Source organism: Thermus parvatiensis (assembly GCF_001535545.1).
Taxonomy (GTDB): Bacteria; Deinococcota; Deinococci; order Deinococcales; family Thermaceae; genus Thermus; species Thermus parvatiensis.
The window spans coordinates 103181-125746 of record NZ_CP014142.1 but is presented as its reverse complement, the minus strand read 5'-3'; the positions used below and the strand labels follow the sequence as shown (position 1 = coordinate 125746).

Annotated in this window: 18 protein-coding genes and 8 pseudogenes; 13 read left to right on the top strand and 13 right to left on the bottom strand. The window is 68.5% G+C overall.

From position 1 onward, the window contains the following. Positions 1 to 3: 3 nt before the first annotated feature. Positions 4 to 1241, bottom strand: a pseudogene (locus AV541_RS10850) (IS256 family transposase); the annotation flags it as partial. Positions 1242 to 1334: 93 nt separating this feature from the next. On the opposite strand from AV541_RS10850, the gene AV541_RS10845 reads away from it, so the two are divergent. From AV541_RS10845 to AV541_RS10795, 10 genes and pseudogenes are all read left to right on the top strand, one after another. Beyond that, positions 1335 to 1760, top strand: a complete 426-nt coding sequence (locus AV541_RS10845) for an RrF2 family transcriptional regulator (RefSeq protein WP_008631514.1) — start codon at positions 1335 to 1337, stop codon at positions 1758 to 1760. A 48-nt stretch (positions 1761 to 1808) separates the two neighbouring features. Then, positions 1809 to 2006 carry a DUF542 domain-containing protein gene (locus AV541_RS10840; protein WP_008631512.1) on the top strand — a complete coding sequence of 66 codons (198 nt, stop codon included), beginning with the start codon at positions 1809 to 1811 and terminating at the stop codon, positions 2004 to 2006. Further along, complete coding sequence (locus AV541_RS10835; RefSeq protein WP_008631511.1) at positions 2003 to 2299, top strand: cupin domain-containing protein; 297 nt, start codon at positions 2003 to 2005, stop codon at positions 2297 to 2299. The genes AV541_RS10840 and AV541_RS10835 overlap by 4 nt, the downstream gene beginning before the upstream one ends. Beyond that, positions 2296 to 2673 carry a hypothetical protein gene (locus tag AV541_RS10830; protein WP_060384889.1) on the top strand — a complete coding sequence of 126 codons (378 nt, stop codon included), beginning with the start codon at positions 2296 to 2298 and terminating at the stop codon, positions 2671 to 2673. The genes AV541_RS10835 and AV541_RS10830 overlap by 4 nt, the downstream gene beginning before the upstream one ends. Before the next feature lie 43 nt (positions 2674 to 2716). After that, positions 2717 to 3814 (top strand): YwiC-like family protein, encoded by a 1098-nt coding sequence (locus AV541_RS10825; protein ID WP_060384888.1) that lies wholly within the window; start codon positions 2717 to 2719, stop codon positions 3812 to 3814. A gap of 194 nt (positions 3815 to 4008) precedes the next feature. Next, positions 4009 to 4368 carry a molybdopterin dinucleotide binding domain-containing protein gene (locus AV541_RS10815; RefSeq protein WP_060384887.1) on the top strand — a complete coding sequence of 120 codons (360 nt, stop codon included), beginning with the start codon at positions 4009 to 4011 and terminating at the stop codon, positions 4366 to 4368. 69 nt (positions 4369 to 4437) lie between these two features. Continuing rightward, positions 4438 to 5829 carry a replication initiator protein A gene (locus tag AV541_RS10810; RefSeq protein ID WP_060384886.1) on the top strand — a complete coding sequence of 464 codons (1392 nt, stop codon included), beginning with the start codon at positions 4438 to 4440 and terminating at the stop codon, positions 5827 to 5829. A 517-nt stretch (positions 5830 to 6346) separates the two neighbouring features. Continuing rightward, entirely contained in the window at positions 6347 to 7312 is a 966-nt protein-coding gene (locus tag AV541_RS10805) for an AAA family ATPase (protein ID WP_060384885.1), read from the top strand. Beyond that, positions 7309 to 8202, top strand: a complete 894-nt coding sequence (locus tag AV541_RS10800) for a ParB/RepB/Spo0J family partition protein (RefSeq protein WP_038029513.1) — start codon at positions 7309 to 7311, stop codon at positions 8200 to 8202. The genes AV541_RS10805 and AV541_RS10800 overlap by 4 nt, the downstream gene beginning before the upstream one ends. 272 nt (positions 8203 to 8474) lie before the next feature. Beyond that, positions 8475 to 9992: pseudogene (locus AV541_RS10795) on the top strand (IS1634 family transposase); the annotation flags it as partial. A gap of 8 nt (positions 9993 to 10000) precedes the next feature. Here AV541_RS10795 and AV541_RS10790 read toward each other — a convergent pair. The 11 genes and pseudogenes from AV541_RS10790 to AV541_RS10740 form a co-directional block, all read right to left on the bottom strand. Then, complete coding sequence (locus AV541_RS10790; protein WP_008631498.1) at positions 10001 to 11125, bottom strand: transposase; 1125 nt, start codon at positions 11123 to 11125, stop codon at positions 10001 to 10003. A 106-nt stretch (positions 11126 to 11231) separates the two neighbouring features. After that, on the bottom strand, positions 11232 to 11702 hold the full coding sequence (mntA, locus tag AV541_RS10785; RefSeq protein ID WP_060384884.1) for a type VII toxin-antitoxin system MntA family adenylyltransferase antitoxin: 471 nt from the start codon (positions 11700 to 11702) through the stop codon (positions 11232 to 11234). Positions 11703 to 11711: 9 nt separating this feature from the next. Next, positions 11712 to 12707 (bottom strand): annotated as a pseudogene (gene fni, locus AV541_RS13255) (type 2 isopentenyl-diphosphate Delta-isomerase). Further along, positions 12704 to 14271: pseudogene (crtI, locus tag AV541_RS10775) on the bottom strand (phytoene desaturase family protein). The pseudogenes fni and crtI overlap by 4 nt, the downstream one beginning before the upstream one ends. Positions 14272 to 14368: 97 nt before the next feature. Then, positions 14369 to 14785 carry a type II toxin-antitoxin system VapC family toxin gene (locus AV541_RS10770; protein ID WP_014511247.1) on the bottom strand — a complete coding sequence of 139 codons (417 nt, stop codon included), beginning with the start codon at positions 14783 to 14785 and terminating at the stop codon, positions 14369 to 14371. Next, positions 14782 to 15042, bottom strand: coding sequence for a type II toxin-antitoxin system Phd/YefM family antitoxin (locus tag AV541_RS10765; RefSeq protein ID WP_011229190.1), 261 nt, complete (start codon positions 15040 to 15042; stop codon positions 14782 to 14784). Before AV541_RS10765 ends, AV541_RS10770 begins: the two co-directional genes overlap by 4 nt. A gap of 53 nt (positions 15043 to 15095) precedes the next feature. After that, a pseudogene (locus tag AV541_RS10760) lies at positions 15096 to 16116 on the bottom strand (glycosyltransferase family 2 protein). Next, a pseudogene (locus AV541_RS10755) lies at positions 16113 to 16786 on the bottom strand (lysophospholipid acyltransferase family protein). The pseudogenes AV541_RS10760 and AV541_RS10755 overlap by 4 nt, the downstream one beginning before the upstream one ends. A 4-nt stretch (positions 16787 to 16790) precedes the next feature. Continuing rightward, positions 16791 to 17489: a lycopene cyclase domain-containing protein gene (locus AV541_RS10750; protein WP_060384883.1), complete on the bottom strand. Its 699-nt coding sequence runs from the start codon at positions 17487 to 17489 to the stop codon at positions 16791 to 16793. Beyond that, positions 17486 to 18653 (bottom strand): annotated as a pseudogene (locus tag AV541_RS13640) (cytochrome P450). The gene AV541_RS10750 and the pseudogene AV541_RS13640 overlap by 4 nt, the downstream one beginning before the upstream one ends. Before the next feature lie 308 nt (positions 18654 to 18961). Next, positions 18962 to 19459 carry an IclR family transcriptional regulator gene (locus AV541_RS10740; RefSeq protein ID WP_235283805.1) on the bottom strand — a complete coding sequence of 166 codons (498 nt, stop codon included), beginning with the start codon at positions 19457 to 19459 and terminating at the stop codon, positions 18962 to 18964. A gap of 32 nt (positions 19460 to 19491) precedes the next feature. Between AV541_RS10740 and AV541_RS11325 the strand changes: the two are divergent. The 3 genes and pseudogenes from AV541_RS11325 to AV541_RS10730 all read left to right on the top strand — a co-directional run. After that, positions 19492 to 19593, top strand: a pseudogene (locus AV541_RS11325) (LacI family DNA-binding transcriptional regulator); the annotation flags it as partial. Then, on the top strand, positions 19593 to 20273 hold the full coding sequence (locus tag AV541_RS11725) for a carbohydrate ABC transporter permease (RefSeq protein WP_082709710.1): 681 nt from the start codon (positions 19593 to 19595) through the stop codon (positions 20271 to 20273). The pseudogene AV541_RS11325 and the gene AV541_RS11725, both read left to right, overlap by 1 nt. Before the next feature lie 21 nt (positions 20274 to 20294). Continuing rightward, on the top strand, positions 20295 to 21590 hold the full coding sequence (locus tag AV541_RS10730; protein ID WP_060384882.1) for a GH1 family beta-glucosidase: 1296 nt from the start codon (positions 20295 to 20297) through the stop codon (positions 21588 to 21590). 114 nt (positions 21591 to 21704) lie between these two features. On the opposite strand, the gene AV541_RS10725 is transcribed toward AV541_RS10730, so the two are convergent. Then, positions 21705 to 22562, bottom strand: coding sequence for an MBL fold metallo-hydrolase (locus AV541_RS10725; RefSeq protein WP_060384881.1), 858 nt, complete (start codon positions 22560 to 22562; stop codon positions 21705 to 21707). Between the last annotated feature and the right edge of the window lie 4 nt (positions 22563 to 22566).

The window sequence follows — 22566 nt, the reverse complement described above, 5'->3', positions numbered from 1 at the left end:
CCTGTTATGTGTAAGAGTCTGTGTACGGGGGCATACCGCTCCTGAAGCATCTTCTCCAGCACCTCCTTCACCTCCGAGAACCCCTTTAGTTTCCGTTCTGCCCACCTCCCTGCAAGATGTTCGCTTCGCGAAGCAGCCTGCCTCTCCGACTCCAGGTAAAGAAGCTTGTACACCGCCTCTTCCTTAGGAAACTTGTGGTCCCGCACCTTCGTCCCCCGCCGTAGCTCCCGGATAAACCGCTCCATCAGGTTGGTGCTCCGCAGGTACGGCCAAAGCACCTTGGGGTACCCGTAGAACCGCAGGAAGGCCCCCGAATCCTGTACCCAAAGCCCCACCACCCCCGGGTACCGCGAACCCCAGGCGGCCTTCACCTCCTCCAAGGCCCCAAGAGCTTCTTCCCGGCTCTCCGCCCCGTACACCCGCCTCAGGTCCTCCGCCAGCAGGCCCCGGTCCCGCGCCCGCACCTGGGACAGGCTCCACCGCACCCCGTGCACCACGCACCGCTGCCATTCCGCCTGAGGGTAGACCCTGCGGATCGCTTCAGGAAGCCCGGGCAGCCCGTCGGTGATGAAGAGCAATACCCGCCGCAGGCCCCGCTGCCAAAGCTCCCCCAGGACCCCCTCCCATCCCAGGGCGCTCTCCGTGGGCAACAGCCAAAACCCCAGGACCCGCCTCTCCCCATCAGGGGCGATGCCCAGGGCCACATACACGCTTTCCCGCACGATCCCTTCTCCTTCCCTGAAGACCTTTAGGGAAAGCCCGTCCAGGTAGACGAAGGCCATCTCCTCGGGCAAAAGCCGGGTGCGGAAGGCTCCTGCCGCCTCCAGGACTTGGTCGGTCAGAGCGCTTAGGGTCTCGTGGGAGTAGCGGTGGCCTAAGAGCAGGCTCAATATCTCGGCCGCCTTGCGCTGACTGACCCCGGCGGCGTAAAGGGCTACCGCCACTTCCCCCACGTCCACCAGGCGGCGGGCGTAGGGCTTAAGGAAAGCCGGGTAATACCGAGATTCCCGATCCCTAGGGACCTTCAGGTCCACCTGGCCGAAGGTGGTCTCCAGCTTGCGGGGGTAGTAGCCGTTCCTGCGCCCCCCGTGCACCTGCAAGAAGGCCGTCCGGTCCAGCTCCAGAACCGTCTGCAGAACCTCGGCTACTGTCTCCCGCACCGCTTCCCTCAGCAAGATCCGCAAGGTATCCTGGTCCACGGGGCACCTCCTCGTTCCAAGGTGTGCCCCCCTATTAAACACGGACCCTTACACATAAATCCTTACACGACCGCAGGTAGTGCCCCTCTTCCCGCCCCCTGGGGGTCAATCCCTCAGGGGGGTTACTATGTAGGCATGCCGGTGCGAAGCCTCTTAAGGCGCGAGGAATCCTACGCCCTCCATGCGCTTCTGCTATTAGCCGAAGAACCCGGGCTCAGCGCAGCGGAGATCGCCGCCAAGCTCAAAGCTCCCCCCGCCTTTATGGCCAAGGTCCTCTCCAAGCTGGCCAAGGCAGGCCTGGTGGAAAGCCGCGTGGGCCGGACCGGGGGGGTGTGGCTCCGGGTTCCCCCAGAGGAGATCACCCTGCTCGAGGTGATGGAAAGCCTCTCCGGCCCTGTGGCCGTAGATCTTTGCGCCACCCTAAAGCGCTGCCCCACCGAGGAGAAGCGGGGATTCTGTTACCTTAAGCCAAATCTGGTGCGCATGAACCAGGAGATCCGCAAAACCCTCGCAAGCCTCACACTAAAGGATATCCTGCCCGAGACCACCAAGACCGCTTGACCCAGGTCATGGCGGTAGAACCCCCGTGGGCGCCAAGCTTAAGGGGGTATGGTGGAACTCACCTTAAAGACCACGGTAAACGAGGTGCTCCAACGCCATCCGGAAGCGGTGCGCCTACTCAACGAGATGGGTATAGATACCTGTTGCGGTGGGGCCGATTCCCTGGAAGAAGCCTCCCGCCAAGCAGGGAAAAACCCGGAAGAGGTGCTGAAGGCCCTCTTGGCCTTGTTGGGGAGGCAAGGATGAATCTCCTGAAGAAGGCCCGCTACGGCGAGGTCCGCGGGGTAGAGCTCCTGGCCGACCACCCGGAGGTGCGCCTGGTCCTCTTCAGCTTGCAAGCAGGGCAGGAGGTGCGGGGCAAGGGGGAGCCAAGGGTGCACCTCCTTTGCCTCGAGGGGGAGGGCACCCTATGGGCCGGGGAAAGGAGCATCCCCGCCACCCCCGGTACCCTCCTGGCCGTCGAGCCCGGGGAAGCCCACGGGGCCAAGGCTGGGGAAGGAACCTTTTTGGTGCTTGGCATCATCACCCCTAGGCCATGATCCCAGCAAGTCGGCTGGCCCTCACCACGGCCCTCCTCTGGTTCCTGACCGGTAGCCTGGTGGGCCTGCTCCTAGGCCTGGGCCTCCTTCCCTATACCTGGCGGCCCGCCCACGCCCACATGCAACTTCTGGGCTTCGTTAGCCTTATGATCTACGGAGTGGCCTACCACGCCCTGCCCCGCTTCCGAGGGGTGGTCTTCCGCAGGGCCGGGGTGGCCCTCCTCCAGGTGGCCTTGGCCAATCTTGGGCTTTTGGGCATGGCCCTCGCTTGGGGCCTCAACCTAGGGCCCAGCGTCTGGGGCTTCTTCGCCGGGGTCTCCTTCCTGGCGGGGGCCCTCTTCGCCCTCCTGATGCTGGAGGTGCTCTGGGCCTAAGGGACTTCCGTCCCGGGCCCCCTCCCCTACCCTGGAGCAAGGCATGCGCGCGGCAAGCGTCCCCCTCAAGTCGGTGGCCCTCCCCACGGAGCACGGGGGCTGGGGGTTCACCCTCGAGCCCCTCCTCTTAGGCCTCCTCCTCTCCCCCGGCCTCCCCACCCTGGGGCTTTTCCTTCTCGGCCTCTTCGGCTTCCTCGCCCGGCACCCCCTGAAGCTCCTCTACCAGGACCTCAGGCGGGGCAAGCGCTACCCCAGGACGGACCTCGCCCTGAAGGTGGCGGGGGTCTACCTGGTCCTGGCCCTCCTTGGGTTCCTCCTCGCCGCCTCCACCGCCCGGGGGCCCTTCCTCCTGCCCCTCCTTCTCGCCCTGCCCTTGGGGGCCTACATGGCCTGGGCCGACGCCCAAAACCGCGCCCGGGAGCTCTTCCCCGAGATCGGGGCCGCCCTCTTCATGGCCGCCTTCGCCCCCGCCGGGGTCCTCGCCGGAGGGCTTCCCCAGGAGGTGGCCCTGGGGAGCTTCCTCGTCCTGGCCCTGCGGGACGTGGCCGCCCTCTACTACGCCCGCACCCAGGTCCTTCGGGCGCGGGGCCTTAAGCCCAAGCGCCACCCCGCCCTTCTCGCCCTCTGGGGGAACGCCCTCCTGGCCTTCCTCCTCGCCCAAGGCCGCCTCCTCCCCTACCCCGTCTTCCTCGCCCTCCTCCTCCTCGCCCTCTACGGGAGCCTCACCCTTTTCCGCCCCCCGGTGCCCGCCCGGGTGGTGGGCTGGACCCAGATGGGCTTCGGCCTCCTCGTGGTCCTGTCCGCCGCCCTGGGCTACACCCTCCAGGGCCTCCCCACGGCTCTCCTCGGGGTGCCCGCCTTGCACCGGCTTTTGGGGTTCGCCCTCGTGGCCCTCGCCTTCCTCGCCGGCGCCTACCTCCTCGTGAAGCGGCAGGTGCCGCGCTTCGCCCGGGCCCTCCTCGGCCTCTATGACCTCAACGCCCTCCTTGGCCTCCTCTACCTGGCCTTTGCGGGGAAGGTCCTCCCCCATCCCCTCCTCGCCCTCTTCGGCGTGGCCCTTCTCCACGCCCTGATCAAGCGGCCTCACCCCTGGCCCGGGATCGGTTTTCTCCTCCTCGGCCTCCTCCTCCTCTGGCACTAGGGGGAGAAGGCCCGGCGGAAAACCTCCTCGTAGGCGGGAAGGACGTCCTTGATCGCCTGCTCCGCCAGCAGGGCCGGGTCCAGGGGTAGAAGAGGAGGCCGGAAAAGGCCCCGGCGCCGCGCAGAGCCTCCACCGCGCCCCACACCCAGCCGGGGTCGGGGAGCGGAACCCTGTCCCCGGCCCAAACGGCCACCATGGGCACCGACCGCCACCTTCCCGAAAAGGCCCTGGCCCTTCCCTTCCCCTACGTGGAGGTGAACCCCGAGGACGCCAAGCGCCTCGGCCTTAAGTCCGGGGACCTAGTGGAGGTCTACAACGAGGAGGGGAACGGCATCTTCCTCGTCTACGTCACGGACGCGGTGAAGCCGGGCTCCCTCTTCCTGGTGATGTACCACTGGCGGGGCACCTCCAACTCCCTGGTCTCCGGCTACACCGACCCCAAGACCACCATCCCCTGGTACAAGGGGACGAGGGCCAACCTCCGCAAGGTGGTCGGGGCCATCCCCTCCGTGCAGAAGACGGCGAGCTTCTTGCAGCAGAACAAGTTTGACTAAGCCCTCCCCTTCCGGGCGCCCCCGAACCGAGGGGGCGCCCCGGCTTTTGCCGGGTAAAATGGCCTGCAGATGGCCCGCAAGCGCAAGCAGGACGCCACCCCGCCCCTCTTCGAGCTGGAGCTCGCCAAGGAGCCTCGGCACTTTGACGAGGCCAACGTGGCCCGGCTTGGCCTCATCTCCATCCAGGAGAGGATCCCCGAGGGGTACGCCTCCTGGGAGGAGGAGTTTGAGGTCCTGGGCAAACCGGTAAAGCTCGCCTGCTACGCCAACCCGAACGTGGGGGGCGTGCCCCACGGCCTGGATAACGAGGTCTCCCTGGCCCTCATCGCCCTCTACCTCAACGCGGGAAGCCCCCCCGACGGCACCTTCACCACCACGGCCTACCAGATCCTCAAGCTCATGGGCTTCGACACCTCGGGGTACTACTACCGGGCCCTAAAAGAGAGCCTCCTCCGCCTCACCACCGCCACCTACGTCCTCTCCGAGGCCTGGCGGGCCGACGGACGCTGGCAGAGCGTCTCCTTCCGCTATATTGACAAGCTGGAGTTCACGAGCGGCAAGGAAGGGAGCCTGGACCGCTCCAGCGTCATCCGCATCACTCTGGCCAAGGAGATCGTCCGCTCCCTGCAGAACCGCTACACCAAACCCATAGACATCGAGTTCATGGCGAGCCTCAAGCGCCCCCTGAGCCGGGCCCTCTACCGCCTCCTGGACGCCCAGCGCCTCTCCCCCGAGCGGGAGGAGCCCCTGGCCCGGCTGGAGGTGGGCCTCATGGAGTGGGCCGCCGCCTGCAAGATCGTCCACAAGCGGCCCGACAAGGTGCGCCGCACCCTCGAGCCCGCCCACAGAGAACTCATAGAGCGCCGCTACCTCCGCTCCGTGGAGTACGTGGGCCGGGGGAAGAACCAGACCATCGTCTACGTCTTCGGCGAGGAGGCGGGCGGGATCCCCGACGCCGAGGCGGTGAACCTCCTCATGGCCGAGGGGCTCTCCTTCACCTCCGCCTACTCCCTGGCGCGGCGCTACTCCCTGGGGCACATCAAGGAGCGGCTGGAGCGCTACCAGGCCATCCTCGAGGCGGGCTACCGGCCCAAGAACCGCCTGGGCCTCCTGGTGGACGTGATCCGGGACGAAACCGGGAAGTACGAGCGCCCCACCCGGACGAGGCGCCCGGCCAAGCGGCAGGCGGCCCAGGAGGAGGCGGAGGCCCGGAGGCTGGAAGAGGAGGCCGCCAGGGAGTGGGCGGAGATGCCCCGGGAGGCCCAGATCCGCCGGGCCCTCCAGGTGGCCCAGCTCGTCCTCCGCTCCCGCATCTCCGTGGGGGAGCTGGAGGACCTGAGCCGCCTCATGGAGTCCGGTGCCCTCGAGCCCAGACAGGTGGTAGAGGAGCTGAAGGAGGCTTTGGCCCAGGACCGGCTGGAAGGTTGGCTGGAACGCTTCCGCAAGATGCTCCCCGGCTGAGGGGTGAGGCCTATCGGAAGACTTGGGGAGGCGGGAAGGGGAAGCGCCAGGTTTCGCCCTCCACAAGCGGTTTTCTTCGGAGGCGGGCGGTATCGGAAGACTTGGGGTGTTGGTCCCCTCCCCTATCGGAAGACTTGGGGAGAAAGTATCGGAAGACTTGGGGCGTTGGGGGGTGCGGGGTATCGGAAGACTTGGGGAAAAGGTATCGGAAGACTTGGGGTGTTGGCCCCCTCCCCTATCGGAAGACTTGGGGAGAAAGTATCGGAAGACTTGGGGAGAAAGGGGGCGGAGACTCGGAAGACTTGGGGCGTTTTGCGGCCGGAAAGCCCTTCCCCATCGCATCCCGCCCCCGCCCTGTTGTTGATCATTATTAGTCAATCAATCAGTTAAAGGGTTGTAGATACTTTTGATGATTCCATCAGCAAAACGGAACCGATGCAAGTTGCTGGCCCCACCGGGGGCCAGGGTGACGCGGGGGATACTTGGCAAACGCCAAATCTTGGGATAGTCTAGGCCCATGAAGCAGGGTGAGCTGGTTCCCGTGAGCGAGATGGCCCGGAGGCTCGGGGTGACGCGGGAACGGGTGCGGCAGATGATCCTCGAGGGCAAGCTGGAGGGCGTTCGCCTCGGCCGCTACTGGTACGTGCGGGAACGGGAGGGCGGGCGGCTCCGCCGCGTCTACACCTTCTTCACCCACGCCGGCGGGGCGGGCAAGACCTCCCTCGCCCGCGACCTCGGCTTTGAGCTGGCGCGCCGCGGCTTCCGCGTCCTTTTGGTGGACACGGACCCCCAGGCGAACCTCACCTCCTGGCTCGGGGTACGGGAGGTCGCCCCAGAGGAGACCCTCCTTCACCTGGTGGACACGGGCCAGCTGCCCACGCCGAGGCGCCTTTCCGAGTGGGGCCTGGACCTCATCCCCGCAAGCCTGGACCTCGCCCGGGTGGAGGTGCGCCTCATGCAGCGTCCCCTCTCTACCCTGCTCCTGCGCACGACCCTGCGGAAGACGGAGGGCTACGACTTCGTCCTCATTGACTCCCTCCCCTCCCTGGGGCACCTGGCGGCCCTCGGGGCCTTGGCGGGGGACGGGCTCCTCGTCCCCGTGGAGACCAGTGTGAAGGGCGTGGAGGCCCTGGTGGGGGTGATGGAGGCGGCCCAGGAGTACCGGGAGGCCCTGGAGCAGGTGGACCCCAGGGTCCCCCGGTCCTTCGTGCGCCTATTCGTCCCCACCAAGTTTGACGCCAGGACCCTCGGGGACAACCGGGTGCTGGAGAAGATCGCGGGCCTCGAGGACCTCGCCCCCGTGGCTTCCCCCATCGCCTACCGCCCGGGGCCCCACAGGAGGGCCACGGAGCGGGCCGTTCCCCTTCAGCTCGTGGGGGACCGGCAGGCCCGGGAGGAGGTGGAGCGGCTGGCGGAGGAGTTCCTCCAGCGCGTGGTGGCCCAGGACGCCGCGCGGGAAGGGGTCCTGGAGGTGGCGGAATGAGCCGGCTGGACGAGGTTCTGGGAACGGCGATCCTCAAGGGCAAGAAGGCCTTGGGGAAGGAGGCTCCGGAGGTGCTTCGCCTTCCCCTGGACCTCCTCCGGGTGCGGGGGCAGCCGAGGCGGCGCTTTGAGAACCTCGAGGCCCTCGCCGAGAGCATCCGGGAGAAGGGGGTCCTCCAGCCCCTCCTGGTGCGGCGGGTCGGGGAGGCCTACGAGGTGGTGGCCGGGGAGAGGCGCCTCCGGGCGGCGGCGATGGCCGGCCTTAAGGAGGTTCCGGCGCGGGTCCTGGAGCTCTCCGACAAGGAGGCGAGGCTCCTTGCCCTCGTGGAGAACCTCCAGCGGGAGGACCTGAACCCCTACGAGGAGACCCTAGGGGTCCTCGCCCTGCTATCGGAAGACTTGGGGAGGTCCGTGGAGGAGGTGGTGGGGCTCCTCCGCAAGATGAAAAACGCAAAGGAGGGACGAGTTAGGGACAACGTTGTTCCTACTGCTGAGGCCCGGCGGGTGGAAGAGCTCTTCAAGGCCCTCGGCCGCATGTCCTGGGAGTCCTTTGTGCAGCACCGCCTTCCCCTCCTCTCCCTTCCCGAGGACCTGAGGGCGGCCCTGGAGGAGGGGGCGATCCCCTACACCGCCGCCCTGGAGCTCAAGAAGGTGAAAGACGCGTCCTTGCGGAAGGCCCTCCTGGAGGAGGCGAGGGCGGGCCTCTCCTTACGAGAGCTGAAGGCCCGGGTGCGGGGGGTCTTGCGGAAGGAAAAGGCCCCCAGGCCCTGGCCTAAGGAGGTGGCGGCGAAGCTTGTCCGGCTGGACCTCGAGGCCCTCCCCCCTGAGCGGCGGGCGAGGGTGGAAGAGCTCCTCGCGGAGCTGGAGCGGGTCCTAGAGGGGCCGAGGTAACGCCCTCTCGTTTGTTTCTCGGGAAGCCTCTTTGGGGCCTGCTTCCCGCAGTTCAAGCGCTCTGGGGAGTCTACAAGCGATGGAGTTGGCAAGAAAAGCTACCTCGGCATCTGCCAGGTGAGGTGAAGGAGGCAAAGATGGACGGTAGGGGTGTTTTTGTCTTTGCGGCCCTATCGGTAGCTCTAGGGGGTTGCGGCATTGGGGAGATTCCCCCCAAGTCCTTTACTGACCCGACATTCCGCACCCCTCTCCCTTGGCCTTAGGATTTTGGGATGGAAACCACACCCAACCTACAGGTGTACGACCTGGGCCACCTGGGCCTGGTGGCCAGCATCCTGGATCAGATAGGACTGGTACAGATCGTAGACCAGTTCGTGGGCCCAAGGCCGGGCGAAAAGGTCTCCACTGGCATGGCCCTCAAGGCCGCCATACTGAACGCCCTGGGCTTCGTCACCTCTCCCCTCTACCTCTTCGGCCACTTCTTCCAGGGCAAGCCCACCGAGCTGCTCCTGGGGCCCGGCATCACCCCCGAACTTTTGAACGACGACCGCATGGGCCGGATGCTGGACAGCCTGTACGCGGCCGGGGTCACCGAGCTGTTTGTGGAGGTGGCTAAATCTGCCCGCAGAGTCTTTCCCTTTCCCGTGCGGGCTCTTCACGTGGACTCCACCAGCTTTCACGTCCACGGGGCGTACAGGAGCGGGGAAGAGGGCCAGACCGATACGGGGGACGAGCCCCTGGTCATCCGCCTCACCCACGGCTACAGCCGGGACCACCGCCCAGACCTCAAGCAGTGGGTGATGAACCTGATCTGCGCCGATACCGGGGGGATTCCCCTGCTCTTCGCTCCTGGGGATGGGAACCAGTCGGATCAGGAGGCCTTGGTTTCCCTGCTGGCGCGCTACCGCCAGAGCCTGGAACTGGGGGAGGTGGTGGTGCTGGACGGGGCCAGCTACAGCCAGGAGAACCTGGGGGCCCTGCGGGGGTTCTCCTGGGTCATGCGGGTGCCGGCCACCCTAAAGGAGGCCAAGGTCCTGCTACGCAAGGAGTTACCCCAGGAGGCCTGGAGGCCTCTGCTGCCCGGCTACCGGGGGCTGGAGGTGGAGAGCGAGTACGGGGGTGTGCGGCAGCGCTGGCTGTTGGTGGAGAGCCAGGAGCGGGCCAGGATGGAGGAAGCGAGCCTCCAGCAGCGGATAGCGCGGGCCGAAGGGGAGGCGCGGAAGGTCCTGGGCCGGCTGACGGCTCGGACCTTCGCCTGTGAGGCGGACGCCCGGCGGGCCCTGAGCGAGGCCAGCGGCCGGCTTCCTTTGCACCGGCTGGTCTACCTGGGAGTGCAGGAGGAACGCCAATGGGAGCGGGTGGGCCGGCCGCGCAAGGGGGAGCGACCCTTGGCGGTGGTCTACCGCCTGCGGGCCCGCCTGGAGGTGGATCAGGAGAAGCTGGAGCGGGCGAGGCGGGGCCTGGGGCGATTCCTCCTGGCCACGAACGTGCTGGACCGGGAGGGGCTTCCCCCTCAGGAGGTGCTGAGGCGGTACAAGGACCAGGCCCGGACGGTGGAGCGGGGGTTCCGGTTTCTGAAGGACCCCCTGTTCTTTGCGGAGAGCACCTTCTTGAAGCGGCCCGAGCGGGTGATGGCCCTGGGGATGGTGATGGCCCTGGCCCTTCTGGTGTACGCCCTGGGGGAGTGGGCGCTGAGGCGGAGGCTTTGGGAGACGGGGTCCAGCCTGCCGGACCAGAAGGGGAGACCCACAGCCAAGCCCACCTTGCGCTGGGTGTTTCAACTCTTTATGTCAGGGCTTTACCCAAAACTCCTTCCTCGCCCTCCCTTAGCCTGCTTCAAGAGTTCTTGGGTGACTTCATAGTTGAGCAGGCGAACCAGGCCCCTCAGGAGCAGGTACGGACCATCCCTCTCGCTGGGCAGCCCCAGCTTGCCCCCGAGCTGCAAAAGAAACCCCTTGAACGGATCCCCCAACCGCTCAACTTCCCAAAGGAACACCGCCAGCCCCAGCAAAACCGCCACCACCTTCCGGATCCGGGCAAGCCCCCGCACCTGGAAGGTCTCAAGCCCCAGCCCCGTCTTCAAAAGCCGGAAGAACCGCTCCACCTCCCACCGCCTGCGGTACGCCTCCACCACCCGCGCCGCCTCCTCCCTCCCCCTCACCGGCAAGCTGGTCAGTAGCCACCACTCCCCACGCCGCCCCAGGGCTGGCACCCGGCAGACCACCAGGTGGAGCCGCCTCCCCTCCACCTCCACCTCCCTCCATCCGAAGTGGAGCCGCACCCGCTGGTACCTGCCCCCTACCCTCAGCTCCACCTCCTCCCCACAGGGAAGGGCCAGGGAAGGAGCCACCTTCGCCAGAGAACCCCCCTCCCCAAGCTTCCGGTCCCGGTAGACCCGCACCACGAACTCCTCCCCCAGGGCCAGCACCTGCCCAAACACCTTCCGGTCGTCAAACCCCCGGTCCGCCACATACACCAGCCTCCTGCCCACGCCCCCCAATCGCTCCCGGGCCGCCTCAATGGCTCCCTCCACCTCCTTGGGCAGGCTGGCAAACCCCCTCTCCCCGTAGGCCACCAGGTGGGCGTACCCCAGGGCCAGCCGCCCCGCGGGGTCCAACCCCAGGGCGGTGAGGAGCTCGTACCCGGGCCGCCTATCCTTCCCCACCCGGGCTATCCCCTCCAGGGCCCGGGCATAGGGCTTGACCACCGGGCTCAGGTCCAGGAGGACCAGAACCTCCTCACCCTCCAGGGCAGTCGCGCTCTCCTGATAGACCCGGTCAAGGAGGGCTTCTGCCTCCACCCGTGGGTTGGACAGGAAGCGGTAAAGGGCTTTGGCCTGGTGGAAGCGGTTCTGGAGGGGAGAAGGGAGCGAGGCCACCATCTCGCTCACCCGGGCTGAGCCTGCGGCCAAGGCGCCCCGCACCACCTCTTCAAACCGTCGGTGGAGGCGCTTATCGGGGGAAAACGCTCGCAAAACGGCCCGTGAACTCCTGGAGCCTGGCCTCGGCCACCTTGAGCATGTCCATGGATCACCCCCGGTACCAGATACGGGCTGCGCCCGCAAGGGGAGATTTACCACGAAACGGAGATGTGGGTAAAGTCCTGGGGTCAAGCCACCTCCGTTTTATGGCCTCCCGCTGGACCCGAAGGAGGGGCTCGGTGTCCCACCATTCTCGGGCCACGCGGGAGACGTAGCTTCCGAGGTCAAAACCTTCGCGGAGAAAGACGGGCTTCCCCATCACGGCGAGGAAGGCGAGAAGGGGCGGGGCCCTGTGGAGGAGGACCAGGTCCACCCGTTCCAGCCCCGCTTCCACCAGGGCCCCCAGGACCTCGAGGGTGGGGTCGGGCTCCTCCGGGGAGAGGAGGAGGGCGAGGTCCCAGTCGCTGTCCGCCCGCGCCCTTCCCTCGGCGCGGGAGCCGAAGAGGAAGGCGGCCTGGACCTGGGGAAAGCGGGCGAGGACTTCGCGAAGGCTTTCTTCCGGGGCCCTCACGCCCCTCACGCCTCCAGTCTACACCCGCTCCACCCGCCCCCGGGCCTCCTTCGGGCTCTTGGCCCCGATAGCGAAGAGGGCGGTCCTGAGCTCCTCCAGGTAGTCCCCGATCCAGGCGGCCACCCTTTCCGCCCCCTCCAGGGCGGGCCTGAGGAGGGGGCGGGCCGCCGCCAGGAGGTCCGCCCCCAGGGCCAGGGCCTTGGCCCCGTCCGTCCCCGTGTAGACCCCGCCGGAGGCCACGAGGGGGAGGTGGGGCAGGACCTCCCGCACCTCGAGGATGGCCCGCGCCGTGGGGATCCCGATCTCGCAGAGCTCCGGGTGGCGCACCTCCCCGAAGCGCACCCACTCCTCCACCCGGGCCCAGCTCGTCCCCCGGCCCCGGCCACGTCCACCGCCGCCAGGGGGAGGTCCCGTAGGGCCAGGGCCGCCTCCTGGGAGAGGCCGTGCCCCACCTCCTTCACCATCACGGGGAAGGGGAGGGGGAGGAGTTCGGCGAGCCTCTCCAAAAGGCCCCGGAAGTCCGTGTCCCCCGCTGCACCGCCTCCTGCAGGGGGTTCACGTGGAAGGCGAGGGCGTCCGCCTCCAGGGCCTCCACGAGCCGGAGGAGGTCGTCCCGCCCGTAGCGCCTGAGCTGGGCGAGGCCCAGGTTGGCGATGAGGAGCGCCTTTGGGGCCACCTTCCGCACCCGGAAGCTCCTTAGGGCCTCGGGGCGCTCCAGAAGGATCCTGCCCGAGCCCAGCATCATCCCCACCCCTAAGGCCTCCGCGGCCTCCGCCAGGGCCAGGTTGATCCTCTCCCCGTTTTCCTCCCCCCGGTCATGGCCCCGATGAGGAAGGGGGCCTTCAGGGTCTTCCCCAGGAAGGGGGTGGTGAGGTCCACCTCGCTCAGGGCGAGGCCCGCCAGGGCCTGGTAGCGGAGGCGGAAGCCTTCCAGCCCCGTGGTGGTCTTCTGGTAGGCCACCTCGCCTTCCAGGCAGGCCTCGAGGTGCTTCCGCTTCCTCTCCCGGATGTTCACCCCCGCGCCTCCAGAAGGCCCTTAGGGGCCTTTTCCAGGCCCAGGTCGTGGGCGATGAGCCGGGCCGTGATCTTGGCGGACATCATCACGCTGGGAAGCCCTGCCCCCGGCTGGTAGCTCTGCCCCACCAGGTAGAGCCCCTTCACGTCCTCGGAGCGGTTCTTGGGCCTGAAGGAGGCCGTCTGCCAGAGCACGGGCTCGGGACCGAAGGCGTTGCCCAGGTGGCTATTCAGGGTCCACTGGAAGTAGTCCGGGGTGATGAAGTGGGTGTAGACCAGGCGGTCCATGAGCCCGGGGAGGTACCCCGCCTCGTCCAGGTAGCGGAGGGCCTTTTCCAGGTACGCTGGGCCGAGCCTCCCCCAGTCCAGGCCGCTCCCGTTGTGGGGCACAGGGATCAGGGTGTAGGCGGCGTGGTGCCCGGGAGGGGCCAGGGAGGGGTCGGTGAGGGTGGGGAGGTGGAGGTAGTGGGCGAAGTCCTCGGGGAGGACCTTCCGCCAGAAGATGTCCCGGAGAAGCCCCTCGTAGCGGTGGGAGAAGAGGACGTTGTGGTGCTTGAGCCTTTCCCCCTCGTCCCCCCGGGCCCGGAAGCCGAAGTAGGCCACGAAGAGGCTCATGGAGAGCCTGGTGCGCTTGAGGCGCCAGTCGCCGTTCCAGGTGCGGTCCTCGGGGGCGAGGAGCTCGCCGTAGGTGTGGACGTAGTCGGCGTTGGAGACCACGAGGTCGGCCGCGAGCTTCTCCCCGTCCTGGAGGACCACCCCCACGGCGCGCCGCCCCTTGGTGAGGATGCGGCGCACGGGGGCGCCATAGCGGATCTCCCCGCCAAGCTCCTCCAGCTTCCTGACGAGCCCCCGCACCAAGGCCCCCGTCCCCCCCATGGCGAAGTGCACCCCCAGCGCCGCTCCACGAAGTGGATCATGGCGTAGAGGGCGGGCACCTGGAGGGGGTTCCCTCCGATGAGGAGGGGCTCAAAGGAGAAGATCTGCCGGGTCTTGGGGTTCTTGAAGTAGCGGGAGACCACGCCGAAAAGGGGCCGCACCGCGTCCAGGCGGAGGAGGTCCGGGGCCACCTTGAGGAGGTCCAGGAGGCTTCCGAAGTGGGTGAAGCCGAGTTCCAGAAAGCCCTTCTGGAAGAGGGCCTTGGCGTGGGCCTCAAAGCGGCGGTAGCCCTCGAGGTCCTCCGGGGCGAGGCGGGCGACCTCGCCCTCCAGGTGCTCGGGGTCGTCCTTGTAGTCAAAGTAGGTGCCGTCCGGGAAGTGGAGGCGGTAGAAGGGGTCCAAGGGGACGAGCCTCACGTAGCGCTCCGTGTGCTTAAGCCCTTCCTCCTCCGGGAAGTCGGGGTAGAGCCTGGGGTCGCCTGGAGCGGTGGCGAAGAGGTCCTCCAGGAAAGGGGGGACGGTGATCACCGTGGGCCCCATGTCAAAGGTGAAGCCCTCCGCCCGGTGGACGAAGGCCCGGCCTCCGGGCCCCGGGAGCTTTTCCAGGACCAGGACCTGAAGGCCCATGGCGGCGAGGCGGATGGCCGCGGAGAGCCCTCCTACCCCGCTTCCGATGACGATGGCCCGCATGGGGAGGAGTCTACCAGGCCACTCCCCCGCCGAGTTGGGCCTGGCCCACACAGGGATTACCCCGGAGGAGAAGGTGGGCCTGTGAGGCCGCCTAGGGTTACCCTTCCCAGGGGTTCACGAGGGGCACGGGAACGTGGCGGAAGTCCTCGGTGTTCCGGGTGGCCAGGATCAGGCCGTGCCGCAGGGCCGTGGCCGCCAGCATGGCGTCTAGGGGAGAGAGGGGCTTGCCCTCCCTCATGGCGTTTCCGGTGAGCTCGCCCCAGAGCTCCATCACCTCGGCGTCCAGGGGAAGGATCCGCCCCGAGAAGCTCGCCTTCAGCCCCGAGAGCCATCGGCTGAGGATGGCCCTTCGGGCCTCCGGGGCCCGGGCCACCCCCTGGACCAGTTCGCCCAAGGTGAGGGCGGAGAGGTACGCCTCCCCCACTTTAAGGTGGCGCAGGAAGGCCACCACCTTGGGGTGAGGCCGCCGCTTGACGGCCTCGGAGACCACGTTGGTGTCCAGCAGGTACCTCAGAAGTCCACCTCCCGGAAGCCCGTCTTTTGCCTTTGGAAGAGGGCTTCCACCTCCTCATTGGGGAGGGTCTTGGGGGGTCTTAGGGCCTCGAGGACCGAGGCCTCTTCCCCCGTGAGCCGGGCGTAGGTCTCCCAGTCCAGCACCACCACCGCCTTCTTACCCCGCCGGAGGACGAGCTGGGGCTCCCCCTTGAGGGCCCGCTCCACCACCTCGGAAAAGCGGGCTTTGGCCTCTTGGAGTTGCCAGATGGCCTTCACCCCCTCAGGGTACACGGAAAAGACCGGTCTGTCTAGTTCAGAGGCCACGCCCCCTACACCTTCCGCCCCTTCCACCGCCTCCCCGGGAGGAGGGCCAGGAGGTAGACGGGGAGGAGGAGAAGGGGGCGAGGGGCGTGAGGAGGGCGGGCCAGAGGGGCCCCCCGAGGGCCTTCTGCACCCAAAGCCGCTCCAGGAGGCCCATGAGCCCGAGCTCCCACCGCCCGAAGAACCAGGGCAGGGTGTAGAGGGCGAGGTGGTAGAAGGCGGAGCCCAGGAGGACGGCGGGGTTCTTCAGGTGGACCGCCAGAAAGTTCTTCGCAAAGCCCGCCACCGCCTCCCCATAGCCCCGGTACATCCGCGCCCGGAAAAGCCCCCCGCCCAGGAAGAGGCCGTAGGTCCGCGCCCTTCGGGCCAGGGCCACGTCCTCCAGGACCTCTCCCTTCACCGCCTCGTGCCCCCGAGGGCGAGGTAGGCTTCCCTACGGAAGGCCAGCACCTGGCCGTTCGCCACCCGTAGCCCTTCCAGAAGGGGGTGGGGGAGGAAGGAGAAGAGCCCGTTCATCACGAAGGCCACCAGGGCGCCCTCCCTAAGGTCCACCTCCTGCCGGGGGAGGGCGGAGACCATCTCCTTTCCCTCCAGGGCCTCCAGAAGCCCGCCGAGGGCCCCCTCCTCCCAGAGGACGTCGGCGTCGGTGAAGACCAAGACCTCCCCCCGCGCCTCCTGGGCGAGCTGGAAGCAGGCCCAGTTCTTCCCCGTCCAGCCCGGGGGCAGGGGGGTGCCCCGGAGGAGGCGGAAGGCGGGGTGGTGCCCGGCCACCTCCAGGGCGGCTTGGGCGGTGCCGTCCTCGGAGAGGTCGTCCAGGACGAGGACCTCGAGGGCCCCCTGGCGGAGGAGGACGGGGAGGGTCTTCTTTAGGTTTTCCGCCTCGTTCCTCGCCGGGACGAGGAGGGAGGCCGTGGGCCTTGGGGGCGTGGGGTGGGGCCTTAGGCGGGGGAAGGCGAGAAGGTTAAAGAGGAGGGCGAGCCACCTCAGGAGGAGGAAGAGGAAGACCCCGAAGAAGAAGTCCCCGCTCATGGCCGGAGCAGCCTCACCAGGGGAAGCACCCTTTCCTCCAGGCTCCGCCTCCCCCGAAGCACCTCCCGGAAGCCCTCCGGCACCTCCCGGGGGTGGGTTTTGGCGAGGAGGGCGTCCAGCGCCTGGAGAAGCCCCCCTAGGGCTCCGGCTTCCTCCCCGGGGGGGACGGGCTTCCCGATCCAGACGAAGGCCTCGGGGTGCTCGTACCCCCGGAGGACCACCCTTAGGGCCACGGGGAGGAGGGGAACCCCCGCCTTCCCCGCGAGCCAGTTGGCCCCCTCCCTGAGGGGCCCCAGGGGCCCAGGGTAGCGCATCTCCCCCTCGGGGAAGAGGGCCACCCACTCCCCCGCCTGAGCCTTCGCAGGGCCTCCCGGACCCTTCCCGCCTCGAGGGCCCCGGCGAGCTTCAGCACGGGGTAGGCCCGAAGGTTCTCCTCGGCCACGAGGAGGCTTAGGGGCCTACGGCAGAGCTTCCCCAGAAGCCACGCCAGGTGGCCGTCAAAGAAGCCGTGGTGGTTCAGGGCGAGGACCAGGGGACCTTCGGGCGCCTCCCCCCGCAGGTAGACTCCCCGGAGGCTTTCCTTGAGGCTCCGGAGGACCAGGGCCTCCACCAGGAGGCGCAGGGCCTTGCCCGTGGGCCTTTCCTTTAGGGTCTTCCAGAGGTCGGCCACGGGGCTATCTTAGGCGCCTCAGGGCCTCGGGGTGCCAGGCGAGGAGGAGGCCCTGGACCACGGCCAGGTTGGTGAAGAGGAAGAAGGCCATCTCCTCCAGGGGGAGCCCAAAGGCCCCAAGGCCCAGGGTGTACCGGGGGGAGATCCACCAGATCCCCTCCCGGATGGCCCAGGCGTCGGCGAACCAGAGGTAGAGGGTGGGGAGGCCCGCCCCGAGGAGGAGGGCCCGCCGCCAGCCCCAGAGGAGGTCTCCTCCGAAGGCCCACTGCAGGACGAAGACGGGGGCGAAGTAGGCGAGGGTGAGCCCCAGGTAGAGGTACCGCCCTCCCAGGGCCAGGAGGAGGACCCCCAGGGCGGCCAGAAGAAGCCACATCCCGCCCCCCGCCACCCGGGCGAGGCCGCCTGCCCCTGGGGGCGGCGCCCCCGCCACCCGGTGGAGGAAGGCCCCGGTGAGGAGGGGCTGGAGGAGGAAGAAGAGGTACTCCTCCAGGGGCACGTAGCCGAGGCGCAGGAGGACCCTCCCCTCCGGGTAGCCCCAGACCCCCTGCCACACCAGGTAGTTGTCCCAGGGGGTGGTGTAGACGAGGGCGATGAGGGGCATGAGGAGGTAGGCCCAGAGCCTGGGGGGCCGGGGAAAGCCCGTGGCCAGGAGGATGAGCAGGGGCGGGAGGAGGAAGACGAGGTGGAAGGCCAGGTAGGTCACGCCCGCACCCCCTTCCTAGGCCGCGCGGGAAGCCCGCCTTCGGGCCTCAGGGTGACCTGGGCGAGGACCCGGGGGAAGGGGAGGGGGTCTAGGCGGAAGCGGCGGAAGAAGGCCCTGAGGACGATGGGGCCCTCGAGGAGGGCGAAGTCCCGCCCCAGGCAGAGCCTCTGCCCCAGGCCAAAGGGGAAGTAGCGCCCGGAAGGGGTCCCCCTTTCCTCCAGGAAGCGCTCGGGCCGGAAGGCCTCCCCATCGGGGAAGTGGAGCCTCTGGGTCACGTAGGGGAGAGGACCAGGGTGGTGCCCGGGGGAGCCGGTCCTCTCCCAGGAGGAGGGGCCTTCCCAGCCTCCGGGTGAGGATCCAGGCGGGGGGGTAGAGCCTCAGGGCCTCCTGGAAGGCGGCGAGGGCCGCCTCCTCGCTCTCGGCCACCCGCTTCTGCCAGTCCGGGCGGTGGGAGAGGAGGAGAAAGGACCAGGTGAGGGCGCTCGCCACCGTCTCGTGGCCCGCCACCAGGAGGGTCACGGCCTCGCTCAGGGCGCGCTCTCGGGGAAGGTGGGAGAGGGGCGGGTGGACGATGAGGGCCTCCGCCTCGCGGTAGAGGGCCCCCCGGTCCTTCCGGAAGCGGGCTTCGGCGGCGAGGTCCAGGAGGGCCAGGGGGCTTCGGGTCTGGGCCATGATCCGGTCCAGGGCCTTAAGGGCGTGCTCCGCGAGGCTTGGGGAGAGGGGCTCCCCGAAGAGGGCCCGCCCGAGGAGGCGCAGGGAGAGGGCGAGCATCTCGTGGTCCAGGTCCCGCTCCTCCCCCCGCCACTCCCCGAAGAAGGCCCGGGCCTCCTCCTCCATGGCCTCCCGGTAGCCGCGGACGCTCTTCGGCAGGAAGGGGTCTTTGAGGGCCTTGCGCGCCTCCTTCCAGCTTTTCCCCCAGTCGGTGAGGAGGCCCCTCCCCGTGAGGCGGGAGAGGGCCCGGTACTGGAAGGTGGCCTTGGTGGTCCCCTCGGCGAGGAGCGCCCCCTCCACCCCCTCGGGGTCAAAGATCAGGGCCAGGGGGAAGCGGGGCAGGGGAAGGAAGAGCCGGGGGTGGGCCCGGCCCCACTCCAGCAGGACGGCGAGGGGGTCTTGCTGGAGGTCTTTCAGGTAGGGCCAGGCCTCCCTCAGGGAAAGGCGCTTCATGGGAGCATCTTAACGGCGCACCAGGGGGCGGTACCCTGGGCGGGGCCATGGGGAGGCCCAGGAGGAGGAAGAGGGCCGCCAGGGCGTAGCGGAAGAGGGCGATGGCCTCGAGGGCCTTTTCCGGGTCCTTCGCCTGAACATGCCCGCACTCTACCGGGGAAGCCCGCCCCGGGAGTGTACCCCCGCCTACCCTCGGGCGAGATCCCTCGCCAGGCGCAGGTAGCGCCTTCTCGCCTCCTCCAGGTCCACCACGGGGTCCTTGGGGGCGTAGGAGGGGTATTCCGGGGCCCAGCGCTTAAGCCACCTCCTTAGCCCCCAAGCTCCCGGCTGATCCTCTGGGCGGTCCTGACCACCTCGGCCGCCACCTCGGAAAGCCTCTCCTCGTCCAGGTAAATGGCGGCGGTGGAGACGCTCACGGCGGCCACGGGCTCGCCCCGGCCGTTGAGGATGGGGGCGGCCACGCACCGCACGCCGGGCTCGTTCTTCTCGAGGTCCAGGGCGTAGCCCCGGGCCCTTGTGGCGAGGAGCTCCTCCCGGAAGCGGGCGAAGTCGCTCAGGGTGTTGGGGGTGCGTTTGAGCCCCGGGGTAAAAGCCATGGGCCACCTCTCCTCCGGCAGGAAAGCGAGAAGGGCCTTGCCCAAGGCGGTGGACTGGGCGGGGAAGCGGCTCCCGATCTGGCTGGCGAGAAGGAGCTCCCTTTTGCCCGGCACCTTGTCAATGTAGACCACTTCCTTCCCGTCCAGGACCGCCAGGTGGACGGTCTCCAGGGTGGCGTCCCGCAGGGCCTCGAGGTGGGGCCGGGCCAAGGCGGGCAGGGAGAGCTCCTCGTAGGCCTTAAATCCTAGGCGGCCCCACCATCGCCGAAGTGGCCCGTCGCGCGGGCGTTTCCCCGGCCACGGTGTCCCGGGTTCTCAACGGCACCGCCCGGGTCTCCCAGGAGTGCGCACCACCCTCCTCTACACCCTGGTGGTCAACGCCTTGAACCTCTCCCTGGGGCTTTTGGTGGCCCACCTCCTGAACCGGCCCCTCTTCCTCCGGGGGCTTTGGCGGAGCCTCATCCTCCTCCCCTGGGTGGTGCCGAGCTACGTGGTGGGGCTCCTTTGGGGCTTCATATGGCTCAAGGAAGGGGTCATCAACCACCTCCTCGTGGACGTTCTCGGCCTCCTTCCGCAAAAGCCCCACTGGCTCATCGGCCCCCTCACCTTCGTGGCCATCGTCCTGCCCACGGTGTGGCGGAGCTGGCCCTTCGTCATGGTCACCTACCTGGCAGCCCTCCAGGCCATCCCCCAGGAGCTCTACGAGGCGGCCATGGTGGACGGGGCCACGCCCTTCCAGGCCTTCCACCGGGTGATCCTGCCCCTGGCCCTCCCGGGCCTCGCGGCCACGGCCGTCTACATCTTCCTCACCGCCTGGGACGAGCTCCTCTTCGCCCAGGTCCTCACCACCGAGGCCACAGCCACCATTCCCGTGGGCATCCGCAACTTCGTGGGCAACTACCAGAACCGCTACGACCTGGTCATGGCCGCCGCCACGGTGGCCACGCTGCCCGTCCTCGTCGTCTTCTTCTTCGCGCAGCGCCAGCTCATCCAAGGCCTCACTGCCGGGGCGGTGAAGGGCTAGGCGTTGGGAGGAGGAACGCGCATGGCCGAGAACGCCGAAAAGTTTCTGTGGGGGGTAGCCACCAGCGCCTACCAGATCGAGGGGGCCACCCAGGAGGACGGGCGGGGGCCTTCCATCTGGGACACCTTCGCCCAGCGCCCGGGGGCCATCCGGGACGGAAGCACAGGGGAGCCCGCCTGCGACCACTACCGCCGCTACGAGGAGGACATCGCCCTGATGCAATCCCTCGGGGTGGGGGCCTACCGCTTCTCCGTGGCCTGGCCCCGGATCCTCCCCGAGGGCCGGGGACGGATCAACCCCAAGGGCCTCGCCTTCTACGACCGCCTGGTGGACCGGCTGCTCGCTTCGGGGATCACGCCCTTCCTCACCCTCTACCACTGGGACCTGCCCCAGGCCCTGGAGGACCGGGGAGGCTGGCGGAGCCGGGAGACGGCCTTCGCCTTCGCCGAGTACGCCGAGGCGGTGGCCCGGACCCTCGCCGACCGGGTGCCCTTCTTCGCTACCCTGAACGAGCCCTGGTGCTCGGCCTTCCTCGGGCACTGGACGGGGGAACACGCCCCCGGCCTCAGAAACCTGGAGGCAGCCCTTCGCGCCGCCCACCACCTCCTCCTGGGGCACGGCCTCGCCGTGGAGGCCTTGAGGGCCGCGGGGGCGAAGCGGGTAGGGATCGTCCTCAACTTCGCCCCGGTGTACGGCGAGGACCCCGAGGCGGTGGACGTGGCTGACCGCTACCACAACCGCTACTTCCTGGACCCCATCCTGGGCAGGGGGTATCCCGAAAGCCCCTTTCAAGACCCCCCGCCCACTCCCATCCTCTCCCGTGACCTGGAGGCGATCGCCAGGCCCCTGGACTTCCTGGGGGTGAACTACTACGCCCCCGTCCGCGTGGCCCCGGGGACGGGGCCTTTGCCCGTGCGCTACCTTCCCCCGGAAGGGCCGGTCACGGCCATGGGGTGGGAGGTCTACCCCGAGGGGCTTTACCACCTCTTGAAGCGCCTCGGCCGGGAGGTGCCCTGGCCCCTTTACATCACGGAAAACGGGGCCGCCTATCCCGACCTCTGGACGGGAGAGGCCGTCGTGGAGGACCCTGAGCGGGTGGCCTACCTCGAGGCCCACGTGGAGGCCGCCCTCCGGGCCCGGGAGGAAGGGGTGGACCTCAGGGGCTACTTCGTCTGGAGCCTCATGGACAACTTTGAGTGGGCCTTCGGCTACACCCGGCGCTTCGGCCTCTACTACGTGGACTTCCCCAGCCAGAGGCGCATCCCTAAAAGGAGCGCCCTCTGGTACCGGGAGCGGATCGCGCGGGCCCAGCCCTGAGCGTCCGCGCATTGATCCCGCCACTTAGGGCCCCCGAACCGGGGAGGGTGGACGGCGAGGACTCCAGAGGCCTCCACCCTCCCCATAAGGGCCTCGAGGTCCCGGGAAGAGGCCCTAAAACTCAAAGAAGGCCGGGACGAAGGCGTAGCCCTCCCCTTCCCGCCGGATGTACCCAACGGCGGGCCAGGGGAAGTGGTAGGCGGTGATCAGGCTCCGCTTCTCCGAGACCTTCTGGAAGAGGCGGGCCCGGGTCCGCACCACCTGCGCCTTGTCCATGTCAAAGCCCAGGTAGGCCTGGGGGAAGCGGAGGGAGAGGAGGTAGTGGCCCGCCGCATCCCCAAAAATGAAGAACCCCTTTCCCTCGGAGGTGGCCTCGAGGCTCATGTGCCCCGGGGTGTGGCCGAAGGAGGCCACCGCCCGCACCCCCGGGAGGATCTCCTCCCCGTCCTCCACGGGCCGGACGCGCTCCTTAAGGGGCACGAGGGCCCTTTGCACTGCGGGCGAGGGGTTTTGAAGCCAGAACTCGAGGTCCACCCGGCCCATGAGGTGCTCCGCCTTGGCGAAGACGGGCCGCCCCTCCCCGTCCACCAGTCCCCCGATGTGGTCGGGGTGGCCGTGGGTGAGGAAGACGTGGGTGATGTCCTCGGGAAGGTAGCCGGCAAGCTCCAGGTGGGCGAGGAGCCGCCCCCCGCTTCCCGCACCCCTCCCCGTGTCCACGAGGAGCCTGGCCTCCCCCAGGTCCAGGAGCACCGGGTTGAAGTTGTTACGGGTAGTCTCCGGGTCCAGGAAGTGCTCCACAAGCGTCCTGCGGAAGACCTCCTGGAGCTCCGGGTTCGCCCCCCAGTTGGGGAGGAGGGGGCCTGGAGGGGACTGGCCGTCGGAGAGGACCACCACCTGGATCCCCCCTACCCGGAAGCGGTAAAAGCCGCCCCCGTTCACCCCCTTGGGCGCGCGCCCCTGGGCCCGGCCCAAGGAA